This window comes from Paenibacillus sp. GCM10027630 (assembly GCF_042676305.1).
In the GTDB taxonomy this organism is placed as follows: Bacteria; Bacillota; Bacilli; order Paenibacillales; family NBRC-103111; genus Paenibacillus_S.
This window is the reverse complement of sequence record NZ_JBHTGY010000058.1, coordinates 116,225-136,896: the sequence shown is the minus strand read 5'-3', so window position 1 is coordinate 136,896 and position 20,672 is coordinate 116,225. Positions and strand designations below refer to the sequence as shown.

Here is a 20,672-nt window from a genome sequence, read left to right as displayed (position 1 = left end):
ATTGAGCTTTGCGAGAACACTATTGAGAAATAGGGTGTATGGATTAAAATTTGAGAGATATTGAAAGCGCTTAATTCGACAGCCTGAGTTTTTCCAGTTAGATTGCTTTCAAACGATATCCAGGCTAGATTAACGGGAGGATTTCCATCTATCATCTTTCTTTCGACAGAGCGCTATCTCCTATGGGTAAACCCTAGTGACGGAATGAATCCCATAGAATGTCAAAAGAATTTTTAGTTTTTACCACCCTATATTTAGATAAAATGATATTGCAAGTAATGCTAGATCTTAGACATGGATGTAATCTTCATTGAAAAGGCTTTGAATAGAAGCTTTTATTATCCTTGATTTACCTATTCCAAACAGGAGGAAAGAAGTTTTTGGAGATAGCATACATTAAATGGAATGAAGTCGAATCTTAAGTGGGGTGTCTAATGTGATTGAATGGAGAACGGGGGTAGTTCAACATGTCACGGATCCTTTGGAATCGAAAGGAGGAGGCTTGCAGGAGGTTGAGGTGCTGATGGACGACGGAGATGGTGAAACAATAGAGAAAGCTGTTCATTATACGGACAACTTTCCTGTATTGGAAGCAGGGGATAAGGTTCTCCTTAATACGACGGCTGTATCGCTTCATCTGGGTACAGGAGGAGTTCACTTTGTACATGCGATACTGTCCAAAAGTACAAAAAATAATAGCGGTACAGGCCATATTATGAAGCTCAGATACACCTCCCTGCAGAGGGCAGTGCTTGCCGCTGAAGAGCCCTCAAGTCCTTATCACGATTTGTTCAGCGGCTCCAAGCAAGCTTTGGACGGGATGCCTGTACTCATCGGTGAGCTTCATAGTATGCTGCCTGCTGCAGTATGTTATATACGGCAATTGGATCATGATACAGAGAAGCCTTTCCGGATTGCTTATATCATGTCTGATGGCGGAGCACTGCCGATTGCCTATAGTAAGCATGTGATTCAGCTCCGTAAGCTAGGTTGGTTAACGGGTACAATTACTTACGGTCATGCCTACGGAGGCGATATCGAAACCGTTAATAAATATACGGCGCTGCTGGCTGCCAAGCATATATTAAATGCGGATCTAACGATAGTTACGATGGGGCCTGGATGCGTGGGCACGAACACACAGTTTGGCTTCAGTGGTTTGGAGGTTGGTGAAATTGCTAATGCCGTTTCAGCGTTAAACGGTCAGCCCATAGTAATCCCGCGAATTAGCTTTGCAGATAAGCGAGATAGGCATTATGGGATCAGCCATCATACGCTAACTATTTTACGTGATATTGCACAGCCTGGTGTGATTGCAGCAATGCCCGATTTGGATAGTGAACGGGGAGATTGTCTGAGGATGCAGATCGAGCATGCCGGTCTGATTTATAAACATAAGCTGCAATGGATAACTACCAGCACGTTAAATATTCATGAGGAAGCCCTCCGCGCTTATTCTATGCCCATTACTTCAATGGGAAGGGAATTACATTCGGATCCTGCGTTTTTTGCTGGCGTTCAAGCTGCGGCTGCGGTTGCATGCAATTGCTTGCAGGGATATAAGCAGCAGCCTCACCATCGAGATGAAGCCGATGCATAGGTTGCTTTTTATTAGCATAACCTGTCTGCTCCGACAAAAATTCCAGCAAACTAACATCGGTTGTCCTGCGCTGCTGCGCCAGCTTTAGAAACCTCCGAATCTCCCACACTCGTCCTACCAATCGGATTTGTCCTTCAGTCATATAAGTTTTCATAGTTTGTAATCCCTCTTTCCTGCAATGGATATCTTTGTTACACCCTATGCAAGGCAAAGAATGGTTATGACAAGCTGTTGCTATAAAAATAGTATGGCTGCATGTATGGTATAATAGAAAATAGTAAAAATGCTGCTTCAATCGAACATTTTCAAGGAGGAATCCGTAATGAATAAATCCGTATCCAACAAATATGAAGAAACAACCGTGTCTTCACAATCTATTTTCCAAGGGCGAATGATTTCCTTGCAGGTAGATACGGTGAAACTGCCTAACGGTGAGACGGCAACCCGTGAAATCGTCAGGCATCCAGGTGCTGTAGCAGTGCTTGCATTGACCGAGGACCGCATGCTGGTAGTGGAGCAATATCGCAAGCCCCTGGATAAAAGTCAGGTGGAAATTCCAGCCGGGAAGCTTGAGCCGGGAGAAGATCCCATGGAAGCTGCCAAAAGAGAATTGGAAGAAGAAACCGGCTATCGGACCGATTCCTTGAAGCACTTGTGTTCCTTCTATACATCGCCGGGGTTTGCCGATGAAATACTTCACTTATACGTGGCTGAGCAGCTCGAGAAGGGTGAGGTACATCTGGATGAGGATGAATTTCTGGATTGCGAAAGTATTACCCTAGAGCAAGCGCAGCAGTATATACGCGAACAGCGCATTAGCGATGCTAAAACCATTACGGCCGTTTATGCTTGGCAGGTATACAAGCTGACAGGGAGCTTCTAACAATGGGAATGAGATCTTTTTACGCCGATCTGCACATTCATATTGGACGTACCGAAAGCGGACAGGCCGTAAAAATCAGCGCTTCCAATAATTTGACCTTTTATAATATTGCCCATGAAGCTTCAGAGCGAAAAGGCATGGATATTGTGGGGATCATTGACTGTCAATCACCGGCTGTGCAGCACGAGATGCAGACTTATCTGGACAAAGGCGAGATGGAGGAACTGCATGGAGGAGGGATTAGGTATCACAATACCACTGTCATTCTAGGCAGCGAAATTGAAGTTCGCGACCCTGGCATGGGTACAGCTCATTTATTGGCATATTTGCCTAATCTGGCCGTTATGCAGGAGTTTACCATGTGGATGGGCAAGCATATGAAAAATGTGGGACTAAGCTCACAGCGAATCTATGTCCCCGCCAAGGTTCTGCAGCAAGAGGTGCTGGGAAGAGGAGGACTGCTTATCCCGGCGCATATATTTACTCCACACAAAAGCGTTTACGGCAGCTGCTCCACACGGATGGAGCATTTGCTTGACTTGGATGGGATTGCGGCTGTAGAGCTTGGTTTAAGCGCCGATTCTGAAATGGCTGGTTATATATCCGAGCTGGATCGGTACACCTACTTGACTAATTCGGATGCTCACTCCTTGGCTAAGATAGGCCGTGAATATAATGTTCTGAAGCTTGAGGATGCCAGCTTTGAAGAGCTGCGCAAAGCGCTGGCAAGGGAGGATGGAAGAGGGGTGCAGGCTAATTATGGTTTGAACCCGCGGCTTGGTAAATACCACCGTACGTATTGCGCTGATTGCAGCTCTGTTCTAGATGAGCAGGAGACGGCGGTGGAACGCTGTCTTTACTGCGGCAGCAAACGGATTGTTAACGGTGTTCTGGACCGTATTCTTAATATTGCCGACCGTGAAGCAGGGCATCCGTTCGTACCTGAGGATAGACCGGCCTATCATTACCAGGTGCCTCTCGAATATATCCCTGGGCTCGGACCGAAGAAGCTTCAGGCGCTTCTTGAACGATTCGGTACGGAAATGAACCTGCTGCATAAGGCTTCCTGTGAAGAGCTAGAGCAAGCAGCCGGCACGGAGATAGCAGAGTATATTGTACAAGCGCGAGAGGACAAGCTAATGCTTCAGGTGGGCGGTGGAGGCAAGTACGGTAAAGTAACGGGCAGATAATGTCATAACCTATAGAAGCTTCTCATATGCTTGTACTAATAGTGCAAGGGAGGCTGACCCACCATGAACCGTAACCGTTCGCTGCAGCTTTATATGAAAGAGCATTTGTCGCTGTATATTTTCGTAGGGGTTATTTTTATTACAGGTGTTGTTTTTGGAACTGTGATGGTCAATGCATTGTCTTTTGAGCAAAAACAGGAGATTATGCGATATTTGGGCAATTTTTTCTCAGCGGTGGAACAGGGAGCTTTCAGTGATATTAAGGCATCCTTTCAACAATCCTTTGCCCTTCACATCAAATGGATACTGATCATATGGGTACTCGGTATGTCCGTAGTCGGTCTGCCCTTGATATTAATTCTTGATTTTCTAAAAGGTGTTCTAATCGGCTTTAGCGTTGGATATCTAGTAGGACAGCTGTCCTGGAAGGGGCTGTTGTTTGCACTTGTTTCTGTTGTTCCGCAAAATCTGTTTGTTATTCCAGCCCTGCTTATTTGTAGTGTAACTGCAATGGCGTTTTCCATCCATTTGGTTAAGCATCGATTTATGATGCGCAAAGGGGCTTTCTATGAACCATTTATGAGGTATTCCTCAACGATTCTTCTGTCGGGTGTATTATTGGCTGGAGTTGCGTTGTTCGAGGCTTATCTCTCTCCGGTTATTATGAAATGGGTGACTCCGATGCTCATTACTATGGCTCCTTGATCCCAATCTTCTTATTTAGATAGAATATAACATTTTGTTAGTGCGGAATCATTCAATCGTAGCTATTAAAGTTCAGCAGCTTACCTTATTATGTTTGACTTTCCAACTAAACCCGACCTATAATGTAAGATGAAGCCCAGCAGAATATTCGGCTTTTATTGTTGTAATTGGGCATAGGCTTACGTAGCAGGTTTTGTTTATTGCAAAACCCGTAGGGGGAGGAACATGGAATCTCGCATTGAAAAAATTAAACAGCAGCTCCAATCACAAGGCTATAAGTTAACTCCTCAGCGGGAAGCTACCGTCCGTGTGCTGCTGGAAAATGAAGAAGATCATCTCAGTGCTGAAGATGTATTTATGCTAGTTAAGGATAAAGCTCCCGAAATTGGTCTTGCCACAGTGTATCGTACGCTGGAATTATTAAGCGAACTGCATGTTGTGGAGAAAATGAATTTCGGTGACGGCGTAGCCAGGTATGACTTGCGTAATGACAGCACTCGTCATCATCATCACCATCTAATATGTGTACAGTGCGGAGCAGTCGATGAAATAATGGAAGACTGGCTGGGACATCTAGAGGAGCGCTTGGAACGTGAATACCGTTTTCAGGTGTTGGATCATCGGCTGGATTTTCAAGGAATATGTCACCGCTGCAACGACAAAAACAAACCATAAAACGAACAAAACCTTCAGCTTGATTTAACAAGTTTGAAGGTTTTTTGTCATAGTATGATATATGTCGCGCTTGTGTAAAAGAAGGATTATTTCCCTATTTTAATTCCGAGAACATGATCTAACGGGATAAAGCCAATATTTCTGCTATCCTTGCTGTTATTTCGATTATCCCCCATCACATACAGATGTTTATCAGGAACGACGAACTTCTGTGATGACGTATAATTCATTTGCTCGTTAAGATAAGGTTCGTTCAATGGTTCGCCGTTACGGAATACCTGATGATTTTTAAATTCCAGCACATCGCCGGGTTTGCCGATGACTCGTTTAATATAAATGATGCGGTCATCCTTGTCAGATAAAAGGGAGATTAGTGGATGCTCCAGAAGGTCATCAAGTACACTCCGGCTTCGGTCCACACGACTGTCGATGATGACAATATCCCCATAGTCGGGCTCCAAATGAAAAGTATGCGAAATTTTGGAGACGAAAATACGCTGCTCGTCATGCAGAGTTGGGTCCATTGAATGCCCAAGCACATTGGTAGGCTGCAAAACAAATACACCGATTAACAGAGCACATGCAAAAGCAATTCCGATAGAAAAGATCCAGCTTCGTATTTCAGTCGCTACTTTTTTCATCAATAATCCCCCACTACACATTTGTTTCTTTTAAAAGTATAGCATGTTCTATTCATAGATTTCAAAACTAAGGTTTTTGCTGAAAATCATTCGATTTTGGTATTGTTTCATTTTCATGATGTGATTAATGTCTTGGCCTTTTGGGGAAGTTACCTGTAATGGAAAGAATCACGGAAAGGGGAGCAGGCCATATGCCGAATATAACTGTAATCGGTGTTCCTAAGGAAGTTAAGAATAACGAAAACAGAGTTGCTCTAACTCCAGGAGGAGCGGGATTGCTGCTACAGCATGGGCATAAAGTAATCATTGAATCCGGTTCCGGTGAGGGGAGCGGGTTTATTGATGATGATTATATAAAAGAAGGAGCAACAGTGCTGGAGCAAGCAGCAGAGATATGGTCGCAATCGGATATGATAATGAAAGTTAAAGAGCCCTTGCCGTCAGAATATGGATATTTCCGTGAAAACTTGACGCTCTTTACTTATCTCCATTTGGCAGCCGAGCCGAAACTTACCGAAGCGCTTGTAAAAAGTAAAGTGACAGGTATTGCCTACGAAACAATCCAGTTGCCTAATGGCAGTTTGCCGCTGCTTACGCCAATGAGTGAGGTGGCAGGGAGAATGTCAGTACAGGTTGGAGCACAGTTTCTGGAGCGTTTCTATGGCGGCAGAGGTATATTATTAGGCGGAGTCCCTGGCGTTCCACCTGCGGATGTAATTATTTTGGGCGGTGGGATCGTTGGGACTAATGCGGCCAAAATGGCGCTGGGATTAGGAGCGAATGTGGTGATCATAGACCGCAGCGCTGACCGGCTGCGCTATTTGGACGATGTGTTCCAAGGACGAATACGAACACTTATGTCTAACCCGTACAATATAGCAAGCGCTGTTCAGAAAGCCGATTTATTAATCGGCGCTGTGCTGATCCCGGGAGCGAGGGCACCCAAGCTGGTTACTGAGGATATGGTTAAGCATATGAAACCGGGAGCTGTAATCGTAGATGTAGCTGTTGATCAGGGTGGCTCCATAGCAACGGTAGACCGGGTTACAACACATAGTGACCCCGTTTATGAGAAATATGGCGTCCTTCACTATGCTGTAGCCAATATGCCGGGGGCGGTACCAAGAACATCAACGCTGGCTTTAACTAACGTTACGCTTTCTTATGCCTTGGAGCTTGCCGACAAGGGGGTTATTCAAGCGATTGGCGCTCATCCGGATCTGCGTTTGGGAGTGAACACGTTTCAGGGTCATGTCACTCATTCAGCAGTCGCTGAAGCAGTGGGCTTACCCTTCCGTAAAGTTGAAGAACTGCTGAATCCATAGGCAGCATTAATCATAAAGCTGGTCCAATGATCATAGTCTATCTTTAAGGGAAGGCGCTTTGTAGACTCAAGGAGACGCTTACGAAGCAGGTTTTTGCTATCGCAAAAACGCTTAAGGAGGTACAGGCTATGATCTTTAATTTCAGAAGATGGTTGGGGCGGTTAAAATTTCTATTAGTGTTTTGCGTATTCACCTATGCGCTTTACCACATGCTGATCGTAGTAACACAATGGATAGAACCGACTCAACGCTATAAGGAACCAGCGGGGAAAGCGGTAAAGGTTTTTCAAAACCAAGTGTCCATATCGGATCAAGGCTCTATGCGTGACCGCTTGAAATTATTTTATTGGCTGGGAGAATAATAAATTTGCCTTTACTTCAGCAGCAGGATTCTGTCCTTTCATGTTGAATTTACTAGAGGATTACCTTAGTTGAGTATCCATGGTTTGACATAGGAAGGGAAATCGGAATGAGAAACGAGCTGCAGTCATTCATCCATTTTTTATCTGATGAGCGGGGGTTGGCCCGAAATACGCTGGAATCCTATGAAAGAGATATTATCCAATATCTATACTTTCTTGAGGAGCAAGGTATTAACTCGCTGACAGATACAAAAAAAATACAAATATCCAATTATTTATTACAATTGAAACAATTGGGAAGAGCTGCTGCTACCCAGTCTCGCAATATGGTTTCGATCCGTGCGTTCTACCAGTACTTGGTTCGCGAACGAAGAATACAGCAGGATCCTACGTTGTATATAGAAACACCCAAGCTTGAGAAAAGAGTGCCCAATGTGTTAACAATCACGGAAGTGGAATCGTTGCTGGACGCTCCTAATACCGAAGTTCCCAACGGAATGCGGGATAAAGCAATGCTGGAAGTTTTATATGCGACAGGCATTCGTGTTTCCGAGCTGATCTCCCTGGATGTTGAGAACGTGAACCTGGAGCTGGGATTTGTTCGTTGCGTTGGCACAGCATTGAAGGAGCGGATTATCCCTCTTGGAGGAATTGCCGCTGAGTATGTCAGTTCCTATATCAAAATAATGCGCCCCCGACTTTTGAAGCATTCGGAGACGGAACAAGCATTGTTCATAAATCATCTTGGGACCAGGATTACCCGCCAGGGCTTCTGGAAGATTATTAAAAAATATGCCGCTGAGACTCAGATCGTTAAAGAAATTACACCGCATACGCTTCGACATTCCTTTGCTGCACATTTATTGGAAAATGGGGCAGATCTGCGTTCGGTACAAGAAATGCTGGGCCATGCGGATATTTCAACGACTCAAATCTACGCCCAGGTAACTCGTGGCAAAATGAAAGAGGTCTACGACCGAGCGCATCCAAGAGCCAAAAGGTAGTTGCGGTTGCTGATGATCAGTCGAAATAGATGCTTCAGGCTCGTTCCGAGTATTATGGAATGGGCTTTTTTAGTTAAGATGTAATTGACAATCCGTTTTTGCAAACCTGCGACTGTTTTGCGATAATACAAAAGATGGTTATTATCTAAAGGAGGTGGCTAGTTTGACCTTTCAACGTATATGTTTAATCGTCCTGGATAGCGTAGGAATCGGTGAGCTTCCAGATGCCGAATCGTTTGGTGACAGCGGCTCACATACGCTAGGCCATATTGCAAAGACAGTTGCTGGATTTTCGCTTCCGCATTTACAACAGCTGGGGCTTGGCAACATTGCTTCGCTGCAAGGGATTGAACCAACTGAACAACCAAGTGCTGCCTTCGGAAAAATGGCCGAGGTATCCGTAGGGAAGGACACAATGACTGGCCATTGGGAGATCATGGGCTTGAAAGTGACCATTCCGTTCAATGTGTTTCCGGATGGCTTTCCAAAGGAATTAATCGATCGTTTCGAGCAGGAGACGGGTCGTAAGGTTATTGGCAATAAGCCTGCTTCAGGTACAGAGATTTTGGATGAGCTGGGACAAGAGCAAATGAATACAGGGGCCTGGATTGTGTACACTTCGGCAGACAGTGTGTTTCAACTGGCCGCTCATGAAGATATTATTCCTCTTGAGGAGCTGTACCGGGGCTGTGAAATAGCGCGCAAGCTGACACTAGAGGAGCCTTATGCGGTGGGAAGGGTTATTGCGAGACCTTATAACGGTCAACCGGGAGCCTTCAAGCGTACTCCGAACCGTCATGACTATGCGGTTAAGCCGCCGGAGCCTACAGTCATGAATCATTTGAAGGATGCAGGTCTGGATTGCATTGCGGTCGGTAAAATCAATGATATTTATTCCGGCGAAGGTATAACGGAAGCAAGATCAACCAAAAGTAATTTGGATGGAATTCAGGCTACCATTGATTATTTGCGAAAGCCGTTTAAAGGGCTTTTGTTTACTAATCTTGTTGATTTTGACTCCTTGTACGGCCATCGCCGTGATCCTGTAGGATATGCCAAAGCCCTTGAAGAATTCGACGAATGGCTTCCGCAAATCATGAATGAAATCGGGCAGGACGACTTGCTTATTTTGACAGCAGATCATGGGAATGATCCTGTTCATCCAGGAACCGATCACACTCGTGAATACGTGCCGCTGCTCATATATAGTCCACGCTTGAGCAAAGGGCATTCGATTGGCATCAGGGATACCTTCGCTGATCTTGGTGCTACGATAGCTGATAATTTTGGCGTACGGAGTACTGACAATGGCAGCAGCTTTTTAGGCAAGCTATAAGAATTGAAGGAGGACAATCACATGGAAGATAGATCTGTGCTCAACCATATTAAAGAGGCTGCGGCCTACATCCGGGCTCAATATGGAGCCACTCCGGAAATAGGTTTGATACTTGGATCGGGCTTGGGTGTTATTGCTGATTTAGTTGAGCAGGCTACAGTTATTGCTTATAAGGATATTCCTAATTTCCCGGTTTCAACTGTCGAGGGACATGCAGGTGAGCTGCTGCTCGGAACAATACATGGCAAACATGTGCTGCTAATGAAGGGTCGCTTTCATCTGTATGAAGGGTATGGAGTCAATGTGGTTTCGTTCCCGGTTCGAGTGATGAAAGAGCTCGGAGTTAAGACGCTCATTGTGACGAATGCTGCCGGCGGCGTTAACACCTCCTATGAAGTAGGAGATCTGATGCTTATTAAGGATCATATTAATTTCACCTTCCACAATCCGTTAATCGGGCCGAATTTCAATGAGCTTGGCGTTCGATTTCCCGATATGTCGGAGGCCTACAGCCGCGGCTTAAGGAAAACGGCCCATGAGGTCGCCTCAGAGCAAGGCATTAGGCTCCAGGAGGGCGTTTATATCGGTTTGTTAGGCCCAACCTATGAGACACCTGCGGAAATCCGTATGGTGCGTACATTGGGCGCTGACGCAGTAGGAATGTCCACAGTGGCAGAGGTTGTGGTAGCACGTCATGCAGGTATTGAAGTTCTCGGGTTTTCTTGCATCACCAACATGGCCGCAGGAATTCTTGACCAACCATTATCTCATGCAGAGGTTATAGAGACGACAGAACGAGTTAAGCCGAAATTCCTTAAATTGATTCTGGGTATTGTGGCTAGGCTGGGCTAAATAGATTGTAATTTGGAAGGGGAACCGAATAGTTTGGAAACTAATTACTTACAACAAATTCAAGAAGCAGCACAATGGATTCAACAGCGCTTGCAAGGGAATGCACCGCAGCTTGGACTTATTCTAGGTTCAGGACTTGGAGATATGGCTGCACAAGTGGAAAATCCAACAATAATCTCATATGACCAGGTTCCGCATTTTCCAGTATCAACTGTAGAAGGACATGCCGGGCAGTTTGTGATCGGTAATTTGGAAGGAAAATCTGTCATCGTTATGCAGGGACGCTTTCATTATTATGAAGGCTATTCGATGCAAAAAGTCGTTTTTCCGATCTACGTTATGAAGCAGCTGGGAGTCCATACGTTGGTCATTACGAACGCGGCAGGAGGGATGAACCGCAGCTTCCAGGCGGGTGACCTGATGCTGATCTCTGACCACTTGAATCTGACTGGAGCTAATCCCCTCATCGGAGCTAACCATCCTGAGCTGGGTCTACGTTTCCCTGATATGTCTGAAGCTTATAGCCGCAATTACAGACAATTGGCGAAACAAATTGCCGAGGATATGCGTAGCGAGGGCAAGTCTATACGACTTCAGGAGGGTGTATACAGCGGTATCACCGGACCAAGCTATTTACCCCCGGCAGAGCTTACCATGCTTGCACGACTGGGTGGAGACGCTGTGGGAATGTCCACAGTTGGCGAAGTGATTGCCGCGAGCCACGCAGGACTAAAGGTGCTTGGCATTTCCTGCATTACCGATATGGCGATAGGCGAGGAATTGGAGCCGCTGACGCACGAGCAGGTGGTAGCTGTAGCCAATAAAACGAAGCCGATGTTCATTGAACTGGTTCGGCGTTTTGTCGCTCAGTTGGCTATCTGATGTAAGGTAACTGCATCGAGTTTTGGTTTGAAGCAAACAAGACTGCTTTCTGTCGATTGGATAAATCGAGAGAAAGTGGTCTTTTTACTGTTAAAATTTGGCGAAAAATACTCAATTAAGTGACACCCGAGCACTTATTTTTACTTTAATGTGAAATAAACGTTGAAAACCATCGGAAAAAAGTCAAAAGTATGATATATTTATGGATGGATAAGAAAACAATAAAAACTGACTTAGTATTGAAGCGTAGTATCTAGCGGATTATTGCAACCTTTTCTTCGTGAAGAACCATAAGAGCAGCCCTATTAACTAAATACTTCAAAAATAGATGGTTTAACAGAAAAGGGGAAATTGGAAAGTGAGAATTAATTTGAAATTTACGAATAAAGGTCAAGTCGCGATCGAGAATTTTAATAATGATGAGTTAATTGAAATATTCAGCAGATATATTAACACATTAACGAAGAAATACGCGGTTGATATTACGGTTCCTGCCGAATCTAACCAGAACATTGCCGTGGAAGGCGCTCTGAAAATTTTGCTGGAAAACGTAAACTGTGATGTGGACACTTTCTTTAAGGAACTTGGCAGAGATATTAAAATTCCATTGAAGAAACGGCTTGATGGAAAATTAGATAACGTATTTAAAACCGAAGTTGTTAAATAAATCAATAAGACGGCTTTCTATCAGTTGATAGAAAGCCTTTTTAGATTATAGAAAGTTAATGTTCATTACGGTAAATGGAATAGAAAATTAGTTATTTAATCTACCGCCTCCAATTTAAGGTCATAGCGTAAGTCGGAATTCCGCTATGTGGGGCGAATGATGAATACTATGAACAAATACAGAGAGATAACGGAAGCCGTCGTTCTGTTATCTCTCTGTTTTTTATGCTTTCCATACCAATTCTACAAGGGTGTTCATGGCTATGAATACCGGATAAGACCGGTTAGGAAGTAAGGAAGTAGCGCAAAAGCAGACAGTAGAACAGGAAGAGGGCATGGGTGTGGGATGGAGGAGCGATAGCGTCCGCCCTGGTCGTCACCTCCGGTGACTGCTCGGGTATGCAACCTACCTTTGAAGTTCGGGTTCCTACCGCTATAAAACATAAATTCAAAGGAACACGACTTCAACAGCGGCCGGAATCCCACATCCATCCCTCCAAAACGCACAAACGTAAAGGATACACCAAGGACGCCGCAAGGCGCATTTTGTGTGTTAAATTATAGAAAATTAATGAAAAACTCATGTATTTTTAATAAAAGACAAGCTAATGAGGTTTATAATGAGAAGCAAGTTCACAATTTAGACAAAATGGATTGGAGTGATTGCTATGACACAGTTAAAAAGTTTTCTTTACGGTTTCTTCTTTGCTTTTATCTCTATTGGTGCCATTCCTTTCTTAGTCATTCAAAACTTCCTCGAACAGCTATAAGCTGTTTACAAGCAGCATGAAGCGACTACTTTCATCGATCATCAATCGGGTGGAAGTAGTCTTTTTGTTGTTGTAATAATGGCAGCATAATGCACGGTTCAAGTAAAGCTTTCGATTCTTTGGAGGGGATCCAATGAAGATTCAAATTCGTTACGCTCAAATTGAAGATATAGCCGATATCCAGCATATAGCCCAAACAACATGGCATCTTACTTATAAAGGCATTATTCCTGAGCAAGTGCAGCGTAATTTTCTTAGTATTGCTTATTCGTACGGGAATGTGAGAAGGAGGATGGAGCGATCCCTGCTTCTTGTAGCTGAAAGTGAAGGCGAAATCGTTGGATTTGCAAATTTTTCTAAAGCAAACACGAGCCACGAGGCAGAGCTATGGGCGATTTATGTTGCTCCTGAACATCAGGGCAAAGGGATTGGCTCTGAATTAATACAGAGAGGGCTAAATGACTTAACTGGAATAACCTGTCTATTTCTCAATGTGGAGCGGGAAAACCACGCAGGAATAGCATTCTATACTTCCAAAGGATTTAGTAAAGTGAATGATTCGGAAGAAGCATTTAATGGCTACACTTTAAAAACTACCAGGATGGTTTTGAATTTGGTCTGAGAAGGAATTGGGCATGGATGATGAAAAACGACTACCCAAGAGGGTAGCCGTTCTTTTTGCATGAATCACTTTTTTTTAGACTTTTTGGAGCCTTTGTCACTGGTACGTGTTGTTGTATTTTGATTGCCGTGCCCTTGTTGTTTGTCCGACATTTGCGGGTTCACCTCCAAAGCAATAACAGAACTAAAAAGCTTTTTTAGTATGACTTGCAATTCTGCTGCATATACATGTACAATCGCTAAATAATTTTATATTAAGGTCATTATAGGACTGTAACACTGCGAGATATCATGATATACTTAGGCAATAAGAACTATATTCGGTGTTAGGAAGTGACGACCATGAGTATTTTGATGGTGGCCAATTGTCCGGGGTGCGGCAAGGTCTTTCAGAAAAACTTGCGTAATTTGTGCATGAACTGCGTTAAACTGCTGGAAAGCGAGTTTGACGTTTGTTTTAATTATTTGCGCAGCAACCGGAAAGCAACGACTAGTCAGCTTAGCATCGATACGGGTGTATCCGAACAGCAAATTTATACATGGATCAAGGATAGGCGCCTCCCTGCAAGTGATTACCCTAATTTAACCTACCCTTGTAACAGCTGCAGCGGACCTATCCGCCAAGAGCAAATGTGTTATCCTTGCCGCAGCAGGCTTACCAGGGAGATTAGAGAGCTTCAGGAAAAGGAAACTTTGCGAACACAATCACAAGGTATTGGCTTTAGAAGCCGACCATCCCGTTATTAGTCTGCACTTACATCTCTAGGCGTATAACGCGTAGGGATTTTTTTGTTTTTGCGAGGATCTATGATAAAATGGCTTAGGTAACGAGGATGTGGCACAAACTGTCACAAATTTTTCACCTGAATGCCTCAAATAGGAATAGGTAAAGCTCGTTTCTTTATGTACAATAATAATATACGTCTGATGTGTAAACTAGTTAGGGGGATTTTCCAATGAAGTGGATTATGTTTAGTTTGTTTATCGTAGCCTGTTTGTTAGGTGCAGGTGTATTGTTCCAGAACATCTCTGAGCGCCAAGCGGAAATGGCCGCAGAATCCAAAGCCGGACCAACGTTGAAATTCGTGGCTTCGAACTTTCAGTTTGACAAGCCTGAATATACAGTGAAAGCTGGCGAGAAGGTTACTGTCTCTCTTCAAAACAAAGAAGGTCTTCATGCATTGGAAATCGTTGGCTTGAACGTGAAGCTGGACGGCAACACCAAATCAGCGGATGTTACATTTGATAAGCCTGGAACGTATGAAGTACATTGCGTCCTCCCTTGCGGTCCTGGACATGCCGAGATGAAAAGCAAATTGATCGTTCAATAATAGGATCATTGAAGGAAGCCTCTTAGGCGGCCTACCATAAAAAAGACTGTTGAGTGTAACACTCAACAGTCTTTTTTCATGGTCAAATTTGGCCGTCTATTAGAGTGAATAATCAACTAATCAAACCAGCCTTTTTTTCGAAACCAGCCGTACATACCGAGTCCTATTCCAAACATTACTAAGAGACATATGAAATACCCCCAATGCCAGGACAGCTCCGGCATATTCTGAAAATTCATTCCGTATATTCCGGCTAGAAACGTTAGCGGCATAAAGATGGTTGTAATTACGGTTAATGTTTTCATAATCTCATTCATTCGGTTGGAATTCAGTGAGATGTAGCTATCTCTTATATCAGCCGTCATATCTCTATTAGATTCAATAAGTTCGGAGAGCTTGAGAAGATGGTCATAAACATCGGTAAAATAAACCATATGCGATTTAATCCCATCAATCTTATCGGTGCTTATGATTCTATAAAAGAGATCACGCATAGGAATAATGGTTTTACGAAGCTTCAACAGTCTGGTCCTGATTTCAAATACTTGGTTCATCAGTTCATGAATCGATTCGCCTTTTCCCTTGGCTTCGATCTCATTCAGTTGATCTTCAATTTGATATACGCTTGGAAAATATTCATCCACGAGTTTGTCCATCACCAAATAAGCGGCATAAGCATGGCCTTTTTCACGAAGCTTACTTTGTTCGGTCATTCGGCTCCAGGCATCGTCAATTTCACCGCAAGGGAATAAATGAAAGGTAACAATGAACTGGTTCCCCCAAAATAGATCTACTTCTTCAGCAGCTAAAGAAATGGGGTTGAGAGCATGAACTACGAAGAAATTAATGTCCTCGTAATGGTCGACCTTGGGCCGCTGCAATAAGTGAAAGCAGTCCTCTATAGCAAGCGGATGAAATTGAAAGTGAGTTTCCAGTAAAAGAGCCTCTTCCTCCGTCGGTTCGTTAAAATCTACCCAGTACCAGAAAATATTCGGATTATCCTTCAAGTCTTCAAGTGATACTTGAGGAAGCAGTTCGTATTCGTCTGTAATTGCCATGATTCGAATCAAAAGAGGTCCTCCTTATGCGCATGAATGAAACTATATATGAAAGCTGTGTAAATCAGGCAGCTGCTATCATTTTGTCCAATTTTTATGTTTTCTGTATTGGGTTGGATTCATTTTGATTTTTTGCTTGAAAAAATGTGAGAAATGGGAGGTATCGTAAAATCCGAGATGTTCGGAAATATTCTCAATACTATAATGTGAGTTGCTGAGAAGTGAGCAGGCTTTATTGATCCTTAGTTGATTATAAAGCTCTATGACTCCGCATCCGAACTCTTTTTTGACGAGTCTTTCCAAATGAGATTGGCTTATTGTTAACTCGCGCGACACCTCTAGGAGGGTAATTTTTCGGTTTAAATTTTTATGCAAGAAGGTTAATAATTGATTTTTGAAATCAATCTCGGTACGATTCACAGCCTTTTCTACACAAGAGACGAGAAGTTCATCCATCATGTTGGCGACTTTTATTTTGGAGAGCTTCGTTAGTTCTTTGCATTCTTTCTCCAGTGAGGGAAGAACATCAAGCAGATGGTTTTGTTCAATAACCGTGAAATCTTGTATGTAAGCGTCAAGAAGACTAATTAACCCCTTGTGGTCCTTCTCGGGCTGCAAATTAATCCCCATCTGGTAATAACCTGTATCTGAGCTCAAGGAATGAAAATGAAGAGGAGGGGTTATGCAGAGTTGGCCTCTCTTTAAAGGATACACCTCCCCGTTTATCTTGAACAGAAGAATCCCATTAATGACAAAAATGAATTGGTAATAGTGATGATTATGCTCGTCCATACTCCAATTTTCCCGTCGATTGTAAAAGTTAACTTCATCATAAGGCTCGGGAAGAGCAGTTACTAGAAAACTGGTATCTTTGTCCAAGGGCATCGATGTCTGCCTCCATTCCCATATGAATATGAGCAGAATATACAAAAGATTGATTCGAATGTCAATGGAGTGCAGGAGTGAAAGCCCATATAATCAACTTATTAAGAGTGGAAGCTTTCGACAGGCAAGTGACAAGAACATACAATAAAACAGGTCTTATTAAGTATTGTCCTTTTTAAGCGCTCGAGAGGAGTGATAACTAGCTTGAAATGTAAACGCTATCAAAGGTTGGTGCTTTTAATGAACTAAAGGGAGTCTATCTTAAGGAGGATGAACAAATGTCGAACCGTACCTTTTCAGCCTTAACTCTTTCTGTTCTGTTTACCGCGTCAAGCGTAGTTGCGGGATGCTCAAGCGATAATGCAGGAAGCACCTCAGCGCCCGCCTCAGCCAATAAGTCAACCGAACCCGTCGCAGCTAACACAGCTGCAGCGGGTGCGAAAATTTCCGAGAAGCAGCTGACGATTAGTGGATGGACGGATTTTATTCCGGCGACGGGTTCCACGGGAGTTTCCAGCTATAGCGATCAAATTTTGTGGAAGGAAATTGAGAAGAGAACGAATATTTCGGTGAAATGGGAAATAACTGCAGCACCGGGTGGGGATGATTTTAAATCTCAGCTTGGCTTGATAATGGCCTCAGGCAAGCTTCCTGATTTGATTGGGCATATCGACCCGCTGCTGGCTGATCAATACGGCAGGCAAGGCGCCTTGCAGCCGCTGGAGGATTTGATCAAGAAATATGCGCCTAACCTGCAAAAGATTATGGACAGTAATCCTGCTGTAAGGGGCCAAATTACTTCGCCTGATGGTCATATTTACTTTTTCCCCAGATTGCTGCTTGATACACGGACACAAACATTTGCGGGCTATATGATTCGAGGCGATTGGTTGGAGAAAGTAGGAATGAAGGCGCCGGATACGACGGATGAGCTGTATCAGGTTTTGAAAGCGTTTAAAGAAAAAGATGCGAACGGTAACGGCAAAACGGACGAAATTCCTTTTACCGATAATCCGAATCCGATCATATGGGCATTTGGCGTTGGAAGCCGGGGACCGAACAGCACCGATGACTTCTTTATCGAGGACGGAAAAATCAAATATGGACCTACAGATCCGCGTTACAAGGATGCTTTGCAGTATTTAAACAAGCTGTATAGTGAAGGCTTGCTGGATCCTGAATATGAAAAAATGAAGGCAGATGTGCGTGACGGGAGAATTTTGCAGGAGACATCAGGTTTTATCTACGGTTCGAATGCAGGCTATTTGACCCGGTTCAACAAGCTGTTGAAAGGCGCGAATAAAAATCCCGGCTTCATAGCGCTGGCTGCTCCGAAGGGCCCTACAGGTGAACGAAATATAATCGGAAAGCATAACGAAATCGATCCGGGTCGTGGCGTTTCTATTGCCAGCACAACCAAAAATGCGGTTGAAATCACAAAGCTGATGGATTATTTCTATTCGAAGGAAGGGGCAACTCTGCTTTATTTTGGCCTCGAGGGTGACACCTATACGGTTAAGGATGGCGTTCCCACTTATACGGATAAGGTGGTGAACGATCCTAAGCTCGATATTCTTGGTTATCTGAATACGTATGTTGGCTTTGTCAGCGGCTGGCCGTCTGCGCAAATTCCGGAGCATTACCTCGCTACCTTGAGCGATGAAGGGAAGAAGGGGAATGCCTTGGCCGTGCAATATGCCGGCAAGAAGAAGGTTCCGGCTCTGCATTTTACGGTAGAAGAGCTTAACGAAGTGCAAACGCTGCAGCGGGATATCAACACATTTATCGATGAAAATATGAATGCATTCATTCGAGGTAAAAAGTCTTTCAGCGATTACGACAGCTTCCAGCAAGGGCTTAAGAAGATCGGTTCAGATAAGCTGGCCGAGCTGTACAGTAAAGCATATGAGCGGTATGTCAAAGTACTGAATGCAAAGTAAATGAGGGTCAATGCTTGAGTACGGAGGGACAGAAGTCCCTCCCTAAGCTGAACTTAGGAGGTGTACATTTGGAACTGCAGCATAGCGCTACGAATTCACGGACAAAGTCTCAGCCGAGCTCTAAGGCCAACAGCTTATGGATGCGTAACAAAATGAAGCGGAATATGGTTCTGTATTTATTTTTAGCTCCTGCGGCCGTCTATTATCTTTTATTTCATTATGCGCCGATGTACGGGACCTTGATAGCTTTTCAGGATTACAATCCGTTTCGAGGCATGATGAGCAGTCCTTGGGTGGGGTTAAAACATTTTAATGCCTTTTTTGACTCGATTTATTTTTATCGCCTTATACGAAATACATTTTTGATAGGGGCTTACAGCATTCTGTTCGGATTTACGATTCCTATCATTTTTGCCTTACTGCTGCATGAAGTGAGACATACCCGATTTCGGACGATTATTCAATCGATGAGCTATTTGCCGCATTTTATTTCAACCGTTGTCGTTGCTGGATTGATCGTTACCTTTACGTCACCTTCCACAGGGTTTATCAACGGAATTCTGGATTTTGTGGGGGCGCAGAAGATTGATTTTTTACGTGAGACGGGATGGTTTAGAACAATTTATGTATCTTCGGGTGTGTGGCAAAATCTCGGGTGGAGCTCAATCATCTATTTCGCTGCGTTGACCAGTATTAGTCCTAGCTTGTACGAAGCTGCTGATATGGATGGGGCAAACCGTTGGCAAAAAGTATGGCATATCAGCCTCCCCGGTATTAAACCGACGATTATAACCATTTTGCTGCTGGATATGGGTCGTGTAATGGATGTCGGCTTCGAGAAAGTATTCCTTCTGTATAATTCAACCACCTATGAAACGGCAGATGTGCTAAGTACTTACGTGTACCGTTCCGGTTTAGTGCAGCAGCAGTACAGCTTTGCTTCAGCGGTGGGATTATTCAATTCAGTTTTGACCTTTATCATTATTATTTTATTTAATAAATTGGCCCGCCGACTCAGTGGCTATTCCCTTTGGTAATCGAACTCGAAGAAAGCGGGTGAACTGAAAGATGAACCGCTCAATGAATAAAATGAATGGAATCGACTATGGCATTTATGTATTTCTCATAGGTACTGCGCTCCTGTTTATTTATCCTTTTTATTACATTATTTCGGCGTCATTCAGCGATCCGGCACAAGTAATATCGAATCCGCTGCTGTTGTACCCAATTGACGTCACATTATCTGCCTACAAGCTGCTGCTTTCTACTGGAACTATATGGCTCGGTTACTATAACAGCATCCTCTACACGGTAAGCGGAACACTGCTGAACATTACCGTTACTTTGCTTGCCGCTTACGCCTTATCTCGTCAGGAGCTGGCAGGAAGAAGGATCGTATTGTTCTTTATCGTTATAACTTTGTTTTTCAACGGTGGAATGATACCGACTTATCTTATAGTCAAATCGCTTGGTTTGTTGGATACACGATGGGCTCTTATTGTTTCGGGAGCTGTTACTACCTGGAATTTACTTATAACCAAAACGTATTTGGAAATGAATATTCCTCAGGAGCTTCGTGATGCGGCGGAAGTTGACGGAGCCTCCGAGCTCACGTTCTTTTCCCGAATAGCTCTACCGTTATCCAAGCCGATTATTGCTGTCATTGCTTTATTTTATGGTTCCGGGCATTGGAATGCCTACTTTAACGCGCTTATATACATCCGTCAGAGAGATTTGTACCCGCTTCAAGTGTATCTTAGAGAGATGCTGATCCTGGATCAGAACACGGAGATGATGGGGGATGTAAGTGACCATCGTGTATTGGTTGCCTTAACATTGAAATTTGCCATTATGGTTGCAGCCATCGCGCCGCTATTAATCGTCTTCCCCTTTGTTCAGAGATTTTTCGTCAAGGGTGTACTAATCGGAGCTTTAAAAGAATAACT

Annotated in this window: 21 protein-coding genes; 18 read left to right on the top strand and 3 right to left on the bottom strand. The window is 43.7% G+C overall.

Translation table 11 applies throughout. The features are described from left to right. Positions 1-436 precede the first annotated feature (436 nt). The 5 genes from ACFQ0C_RS29710 (at position 437) to fur (ending at position 5,053) form a co-directional block, all read left to right on the top strand. Complete coding sequence (locus ACFQ0C_RS29710; protein ID WP_379372121.1) at positions 437-1,600, top strand: DUF3866 family protein; 1,164 nt, start codon at positions 437-439, stop codon at positions 1,598-1,600. A 322-nt stretch (positions 1,601-1,922) separates the two neighbouring features. After that, on the top strand, positions 1,923-2,483 hold the full coding sequence (locus ACFQ0C_RS29705; RefSeq protein ID WP_379372119.1) for an NUDIX domain-containing protein: 561 nt from the start codon (positions 1,923-1,925) through the stop codon (positions 2,481-2,483). A 2-nt stretch (positions 2,484-2,485) separates the two neighbouring features. Further along, positions 2,486-3,673: an endonuclease Q family protein gene (locus ACFQ0C_RS29700; RefSeq protein ID WP_379372117.1), complete on the top strand. Its 1,188-nt coding sequence runs from the start codon at positions 2,486-2,488 to the stop codon at positions 3,671-3,673. 63 nt (positions 3,674-3,736) lie between these two features. After that, positions 3,737-4,378, top strand: a complete 642-nt coding sequence (gene spoIIM, locus ACFQ0C_RS29695; protein ID WP_258215447.1) for a stage II sporulation protein M — start codon at positions 3,737-3,739, stop codon at positions 4,376-4,378. A 225-nt stretch (positions 4,379-4,603) separates the two neighbouring features. After that, a complete protein-coding gene (gene fur / locus ACFQ0C_RS29690) occupies positions 4,604-5,053 on the top strand; it encodes a ferric iron uptake transcriptional regulator (protein ID WP_258215446.1) in 450 nt (149 codons plus the stop codon). 86 nt (positions 5,054-5,139) lie between these two features. Here the strand turns inward: fur and lepB are convergent, their stop codons facing one another. After that, the gene (lepB, locus tag ACFQ0C_RS29685) at positions 5,140-5,694 is read right to left on the bottom strand and encodes a signal peptidase I (protein ID WP_379372114.1); all 555 of its coding nucleotides are present in this window, start codon (positions 5,692-5,694) and stop codon (positions 5,140-5,142) included. A gap of 158 nt (positions 5,695-5,852) precedes the next feature. Between lepB and ald the strand changes: the two genes are divergently transcribed. The 10 genes from ald (at position 5,853) to ACFQ0C_RS29635 (ending at position 14,843) form a co-directional block, all read left to right on the top strand. After that, positions 5,853-7,019, top strand: coding sequence for an alanine dehydrogenase (gene ald / locus ACFQ0C_RS29680; RefSeq protein WP_379372112.1), 1,167 nt, complete (start codon positions 5,853-5,855; stop codon positions 7,017-7,019). 128 nt (positions 7,020-7,147) lie between these two features. Then, positions 7,148-7,381, top strand: coding sequence for a DUF4227 family protein (locus tag ACFQ0C_RS29675; RefSeq protein ID WP_258215443.1), 234 nt, complete (start codon positions 7,148-7,150; stop codon positions 7,379-7,381). Between the two features lie 107 nt (positions 7,382-7,488). Further along, positions 7,489-8,385: a site-specific tyrosine recombinase XerD gene (gene xerD / locus ACFQ0C_RS29670; protein WP_379372109.1), complete on the top strand. Its 897-nt coding sequence runs from the start codon at positions 7,489-7,491 to the stop codon at positions 8,383-8,385. A 163-nt stretch (positions 8,386-8,548) separates the two neighbouring features. Continuing rightward, entirely contained in the window at positions 8,549-9,721 is a 1,173-nt protein-coding gene (gene deoB, locus ACFQ0C_RS29665) for a phosphopentomutase (protein WP_379372107.1), read from the top strand. A gap of 21 nt (positions 9,722-9,742) precedes the next feature. Beyond that, a complete protein-coding gene (locus ACFQ0C_RS29660) occupies positions 9,743-10,573 on the top strand; it encodes a purine-nucleoside phosphorylase (protein WP_379372105.1) in 831 nt (276 codons plus the stop codon). 33 nt (positions 10,574-10,606) lie between these two features. Next, entirely contained in the window at positions 10,607-11,455 is an 849-nt protein-coding gene (locus ACFQ0C_RS29655) for a purine-nucleoside phosphorylase (protein ID WP_379372103.1), read from the top strand. Between the two features lie 358 nt (positions 11,456-11,813). Continuing rightward, a complete protein-coding gene (locus ACFQ0C_RS29650) occupies positions 11,814-12,122 on the top strand; it encodes a hypothetical protein (protein WP_258215438.1) in 309 nt (102 codons plus the stop codon). Positions 12,123-13,024: 902 nt separating this feature from the next. Then, positions 13,025-13,513, top strand: coding sequence for a GNAT family N-acetyltransferase (locus ACFQ0C_RS29645; protein ID WP_379372100.1), 489 nt, complete (start codon positions 13,025-13,027; stop codon positions 13,511-13,513). A 341-nt stretch (positions 13,514-13,854) separates the two neighbouring features. Then, a complete protein-coding gene (locus tag ACFQ0C_RS29640; protein ID WP_379372098.1) occupies positions 13,855-14,259 on the top strand; it encodes a flagellar protein in 405 nt (134 codons plus the stop codon). A 209-nt stretch (positions 14,260-14,468) separates the two neighbouring features. Then, on the top strand, positions 14,469-14,843 hold the full coding sequence (locus tag ACFQ0C_RS29635) for a cupredoxin domain-containing protein (RefSeq protein WP_258218373.1): 375 nt from the start codon (positions 14,469-14,471) through the stop codon (positions 14,841-14,843). A gap of 116 nt (positions 14,844-14,959) precedes the next feature. Here the strand turns inward: ACFQ0C_RS29635 and corA are convergent, their stop codons facing one another. Beyond that, complete coding sequence (gene corA / locus ACFQ0C_RS29630) at positions 14,960-15,913, bottom strand: magnesium/cobalt transporter CorA (protein WP_379372095.1); 954 nt, start codon at positions 15,911-15,913, stop codon at positions 14,960-14,962. A gap of 66 nt (positions 15,914-15,979) precedes the next feature. After that, a complete protein-coding gene (locus ACFQ0C_RS29625; RefSeq protein ID WP_379372093.1) occupies positions 15,980-16,786 on the bottom strand; it encodes a helix-turn-helix transcriptional regulator in 807 nt (268 codons plus the stop codon). A 278-nt stretch (positions 16,787-17,064) separates the two neighbouring features. On the opposite strand from ACFQ0C_RS29625, the gene ACFQ0C_RS29620 reads away from it, so the two are divergent. From ACFQ0C_RS29620 to ACFQ0C_RS29610, 3 genes are all read left to right on the top strand, one after another. Beyond that, positions 17,065-18,726 (top strand): extracellular solute-binding protein, encoded by a 1,662-nt coding sequence (locus tag ACFQ0C_RS29620; protein WP_379372091.1) that lies wholly within the window; start codon positions 17,065-17,067, stop codon positions 18,724-18,726. A 68-nt stretch (positions 18,727-18,794) separates the two neighbouring features. Next, the gene (locus tag ACFQ0C_RS29615) at positions 18,795-19,763 is read left to right on the top strand and encodes an ABC transporter permease (RefSeq protein WP_379372089.1); all 969 of its coding nucleotides are present in this window, start codon (positions 18,795-18,797) and stop codon (positions 19,761-19,763) included. Positions 19,764-19,794: 31 nt separating this feature from the next. Beyond that, the gene (locus tag ACFQ0C_RS29610) at positions 19,795-20,670 is read left to right on the top strand and encodes a carbohydrate ABC transporter permease (protein WP_379372087.1); all 876 of its coding nucleotides are present in this window, start codon (positions 19,795-19,797) and stop codon (positions 20,668-20,670) included. Positions 20,671-20,672 lie beyond the last annotated feature (2 nt).

Coding starts and splice junctions, on each gene's coding strand:
- fur (WP_258215446.1), top strand. CDS start 4,604: ATGGAATCTCGCATTGAAAAAATTAAACAGCAGCTCCAATCACAAGGC.
- ACFQ0C_RS29640 (WP_379372098.1), top strand. CDS start 13,855: ATGAGTATTTTGATGGTGGCCAATTGTCCGGGGTGCGGCAAGGTCTTT.
- ACFQ0C_RS29620 (WP_379372091.1), top strand. CDS start 17,065: ATGTCGAACCGTACCTTTTCAGCCTTAACTCTTTCTGTTCTGTTTACC.
- ACFQ0C_RS29705 (WP_379372119.1), top strand. CDS start 1,923: ATGAATAAATCCGTATCCAACAAATATGAAGAAACAACCGTGTCTTCA.
- spoIIM (WP_258215447.1), top strand. CDS start 3,737: ATGAACCGTAACCGTTCGCTGCAGCTTTATATGAAAGAGCATTTGTCG.
- ACFQ0C_RS29625 (WP_379372093.1), bottom strand. CDS start 16,786: ATGCCCTTGGACAAAGATACCAGTTTTCTAGTAACTGCTCTTCCCGAG.
- xerD (WP_379372109.1), top strand. CDS start 7,489: ATGAGAAACGAGCTGCAGTCATTCATCCATTTTTTATCTGATGAGCGG.
- ACFQ0C_RS29635 (WP_258218373.1), top strand. CDS start 14,469: ATGAAGTGGATTATGTTTAGTTTGTTTATCGTAGCCTGTTTGTTAGGT.
- ACFQ0C_RS29700 (WP_379372117.1), top strand. CDS start 2,486: ATGGGAATGAGATCTTTTTACGCCGATCTGCACATTCATATTGGACGT.
- ACFQ0C_RS29675 (WP_258215443.1), top strand. CDS start 7,148: ATGATCTTTAATTTCAGAAGATGGTTGGGGCGGTTAAAATTTCTATTA.
- ACFQ0C_RS29645 (WP_379372100.1), top strand. CDS start 13,025: ATGAAGATTCAAATTCGTTACGCTCAAATTGAAGATATAGCCGATATC.
- lepB (WP_379372114.1), bottom strand. CDS start 5,694: ATGAAAAAAGTAGCGACTGAAATACGAAGCTGGATCTTTTCTATCGGA.
- ACFQ0C_RS29660 (WP_379372105.1), top strand. CDS start 9,743: ATGGAAGATAGATCTGTGCTCAACCATATTAAAGAGGCTGCGGCCTAC.
- ACFQ0C_RS29610 (WP_379372087.1), top strand. CDS start 19,795: ATGAACCGCTCAATGAATAAAATGAATGGAATCGACTATGGCATTTAT.
- ald (WP_379372112.1), top strand. CDS start 5,853: ATGGAAAGAATCACGGAAAGGGGAGCAGGCCATATGCCGAATATAACT.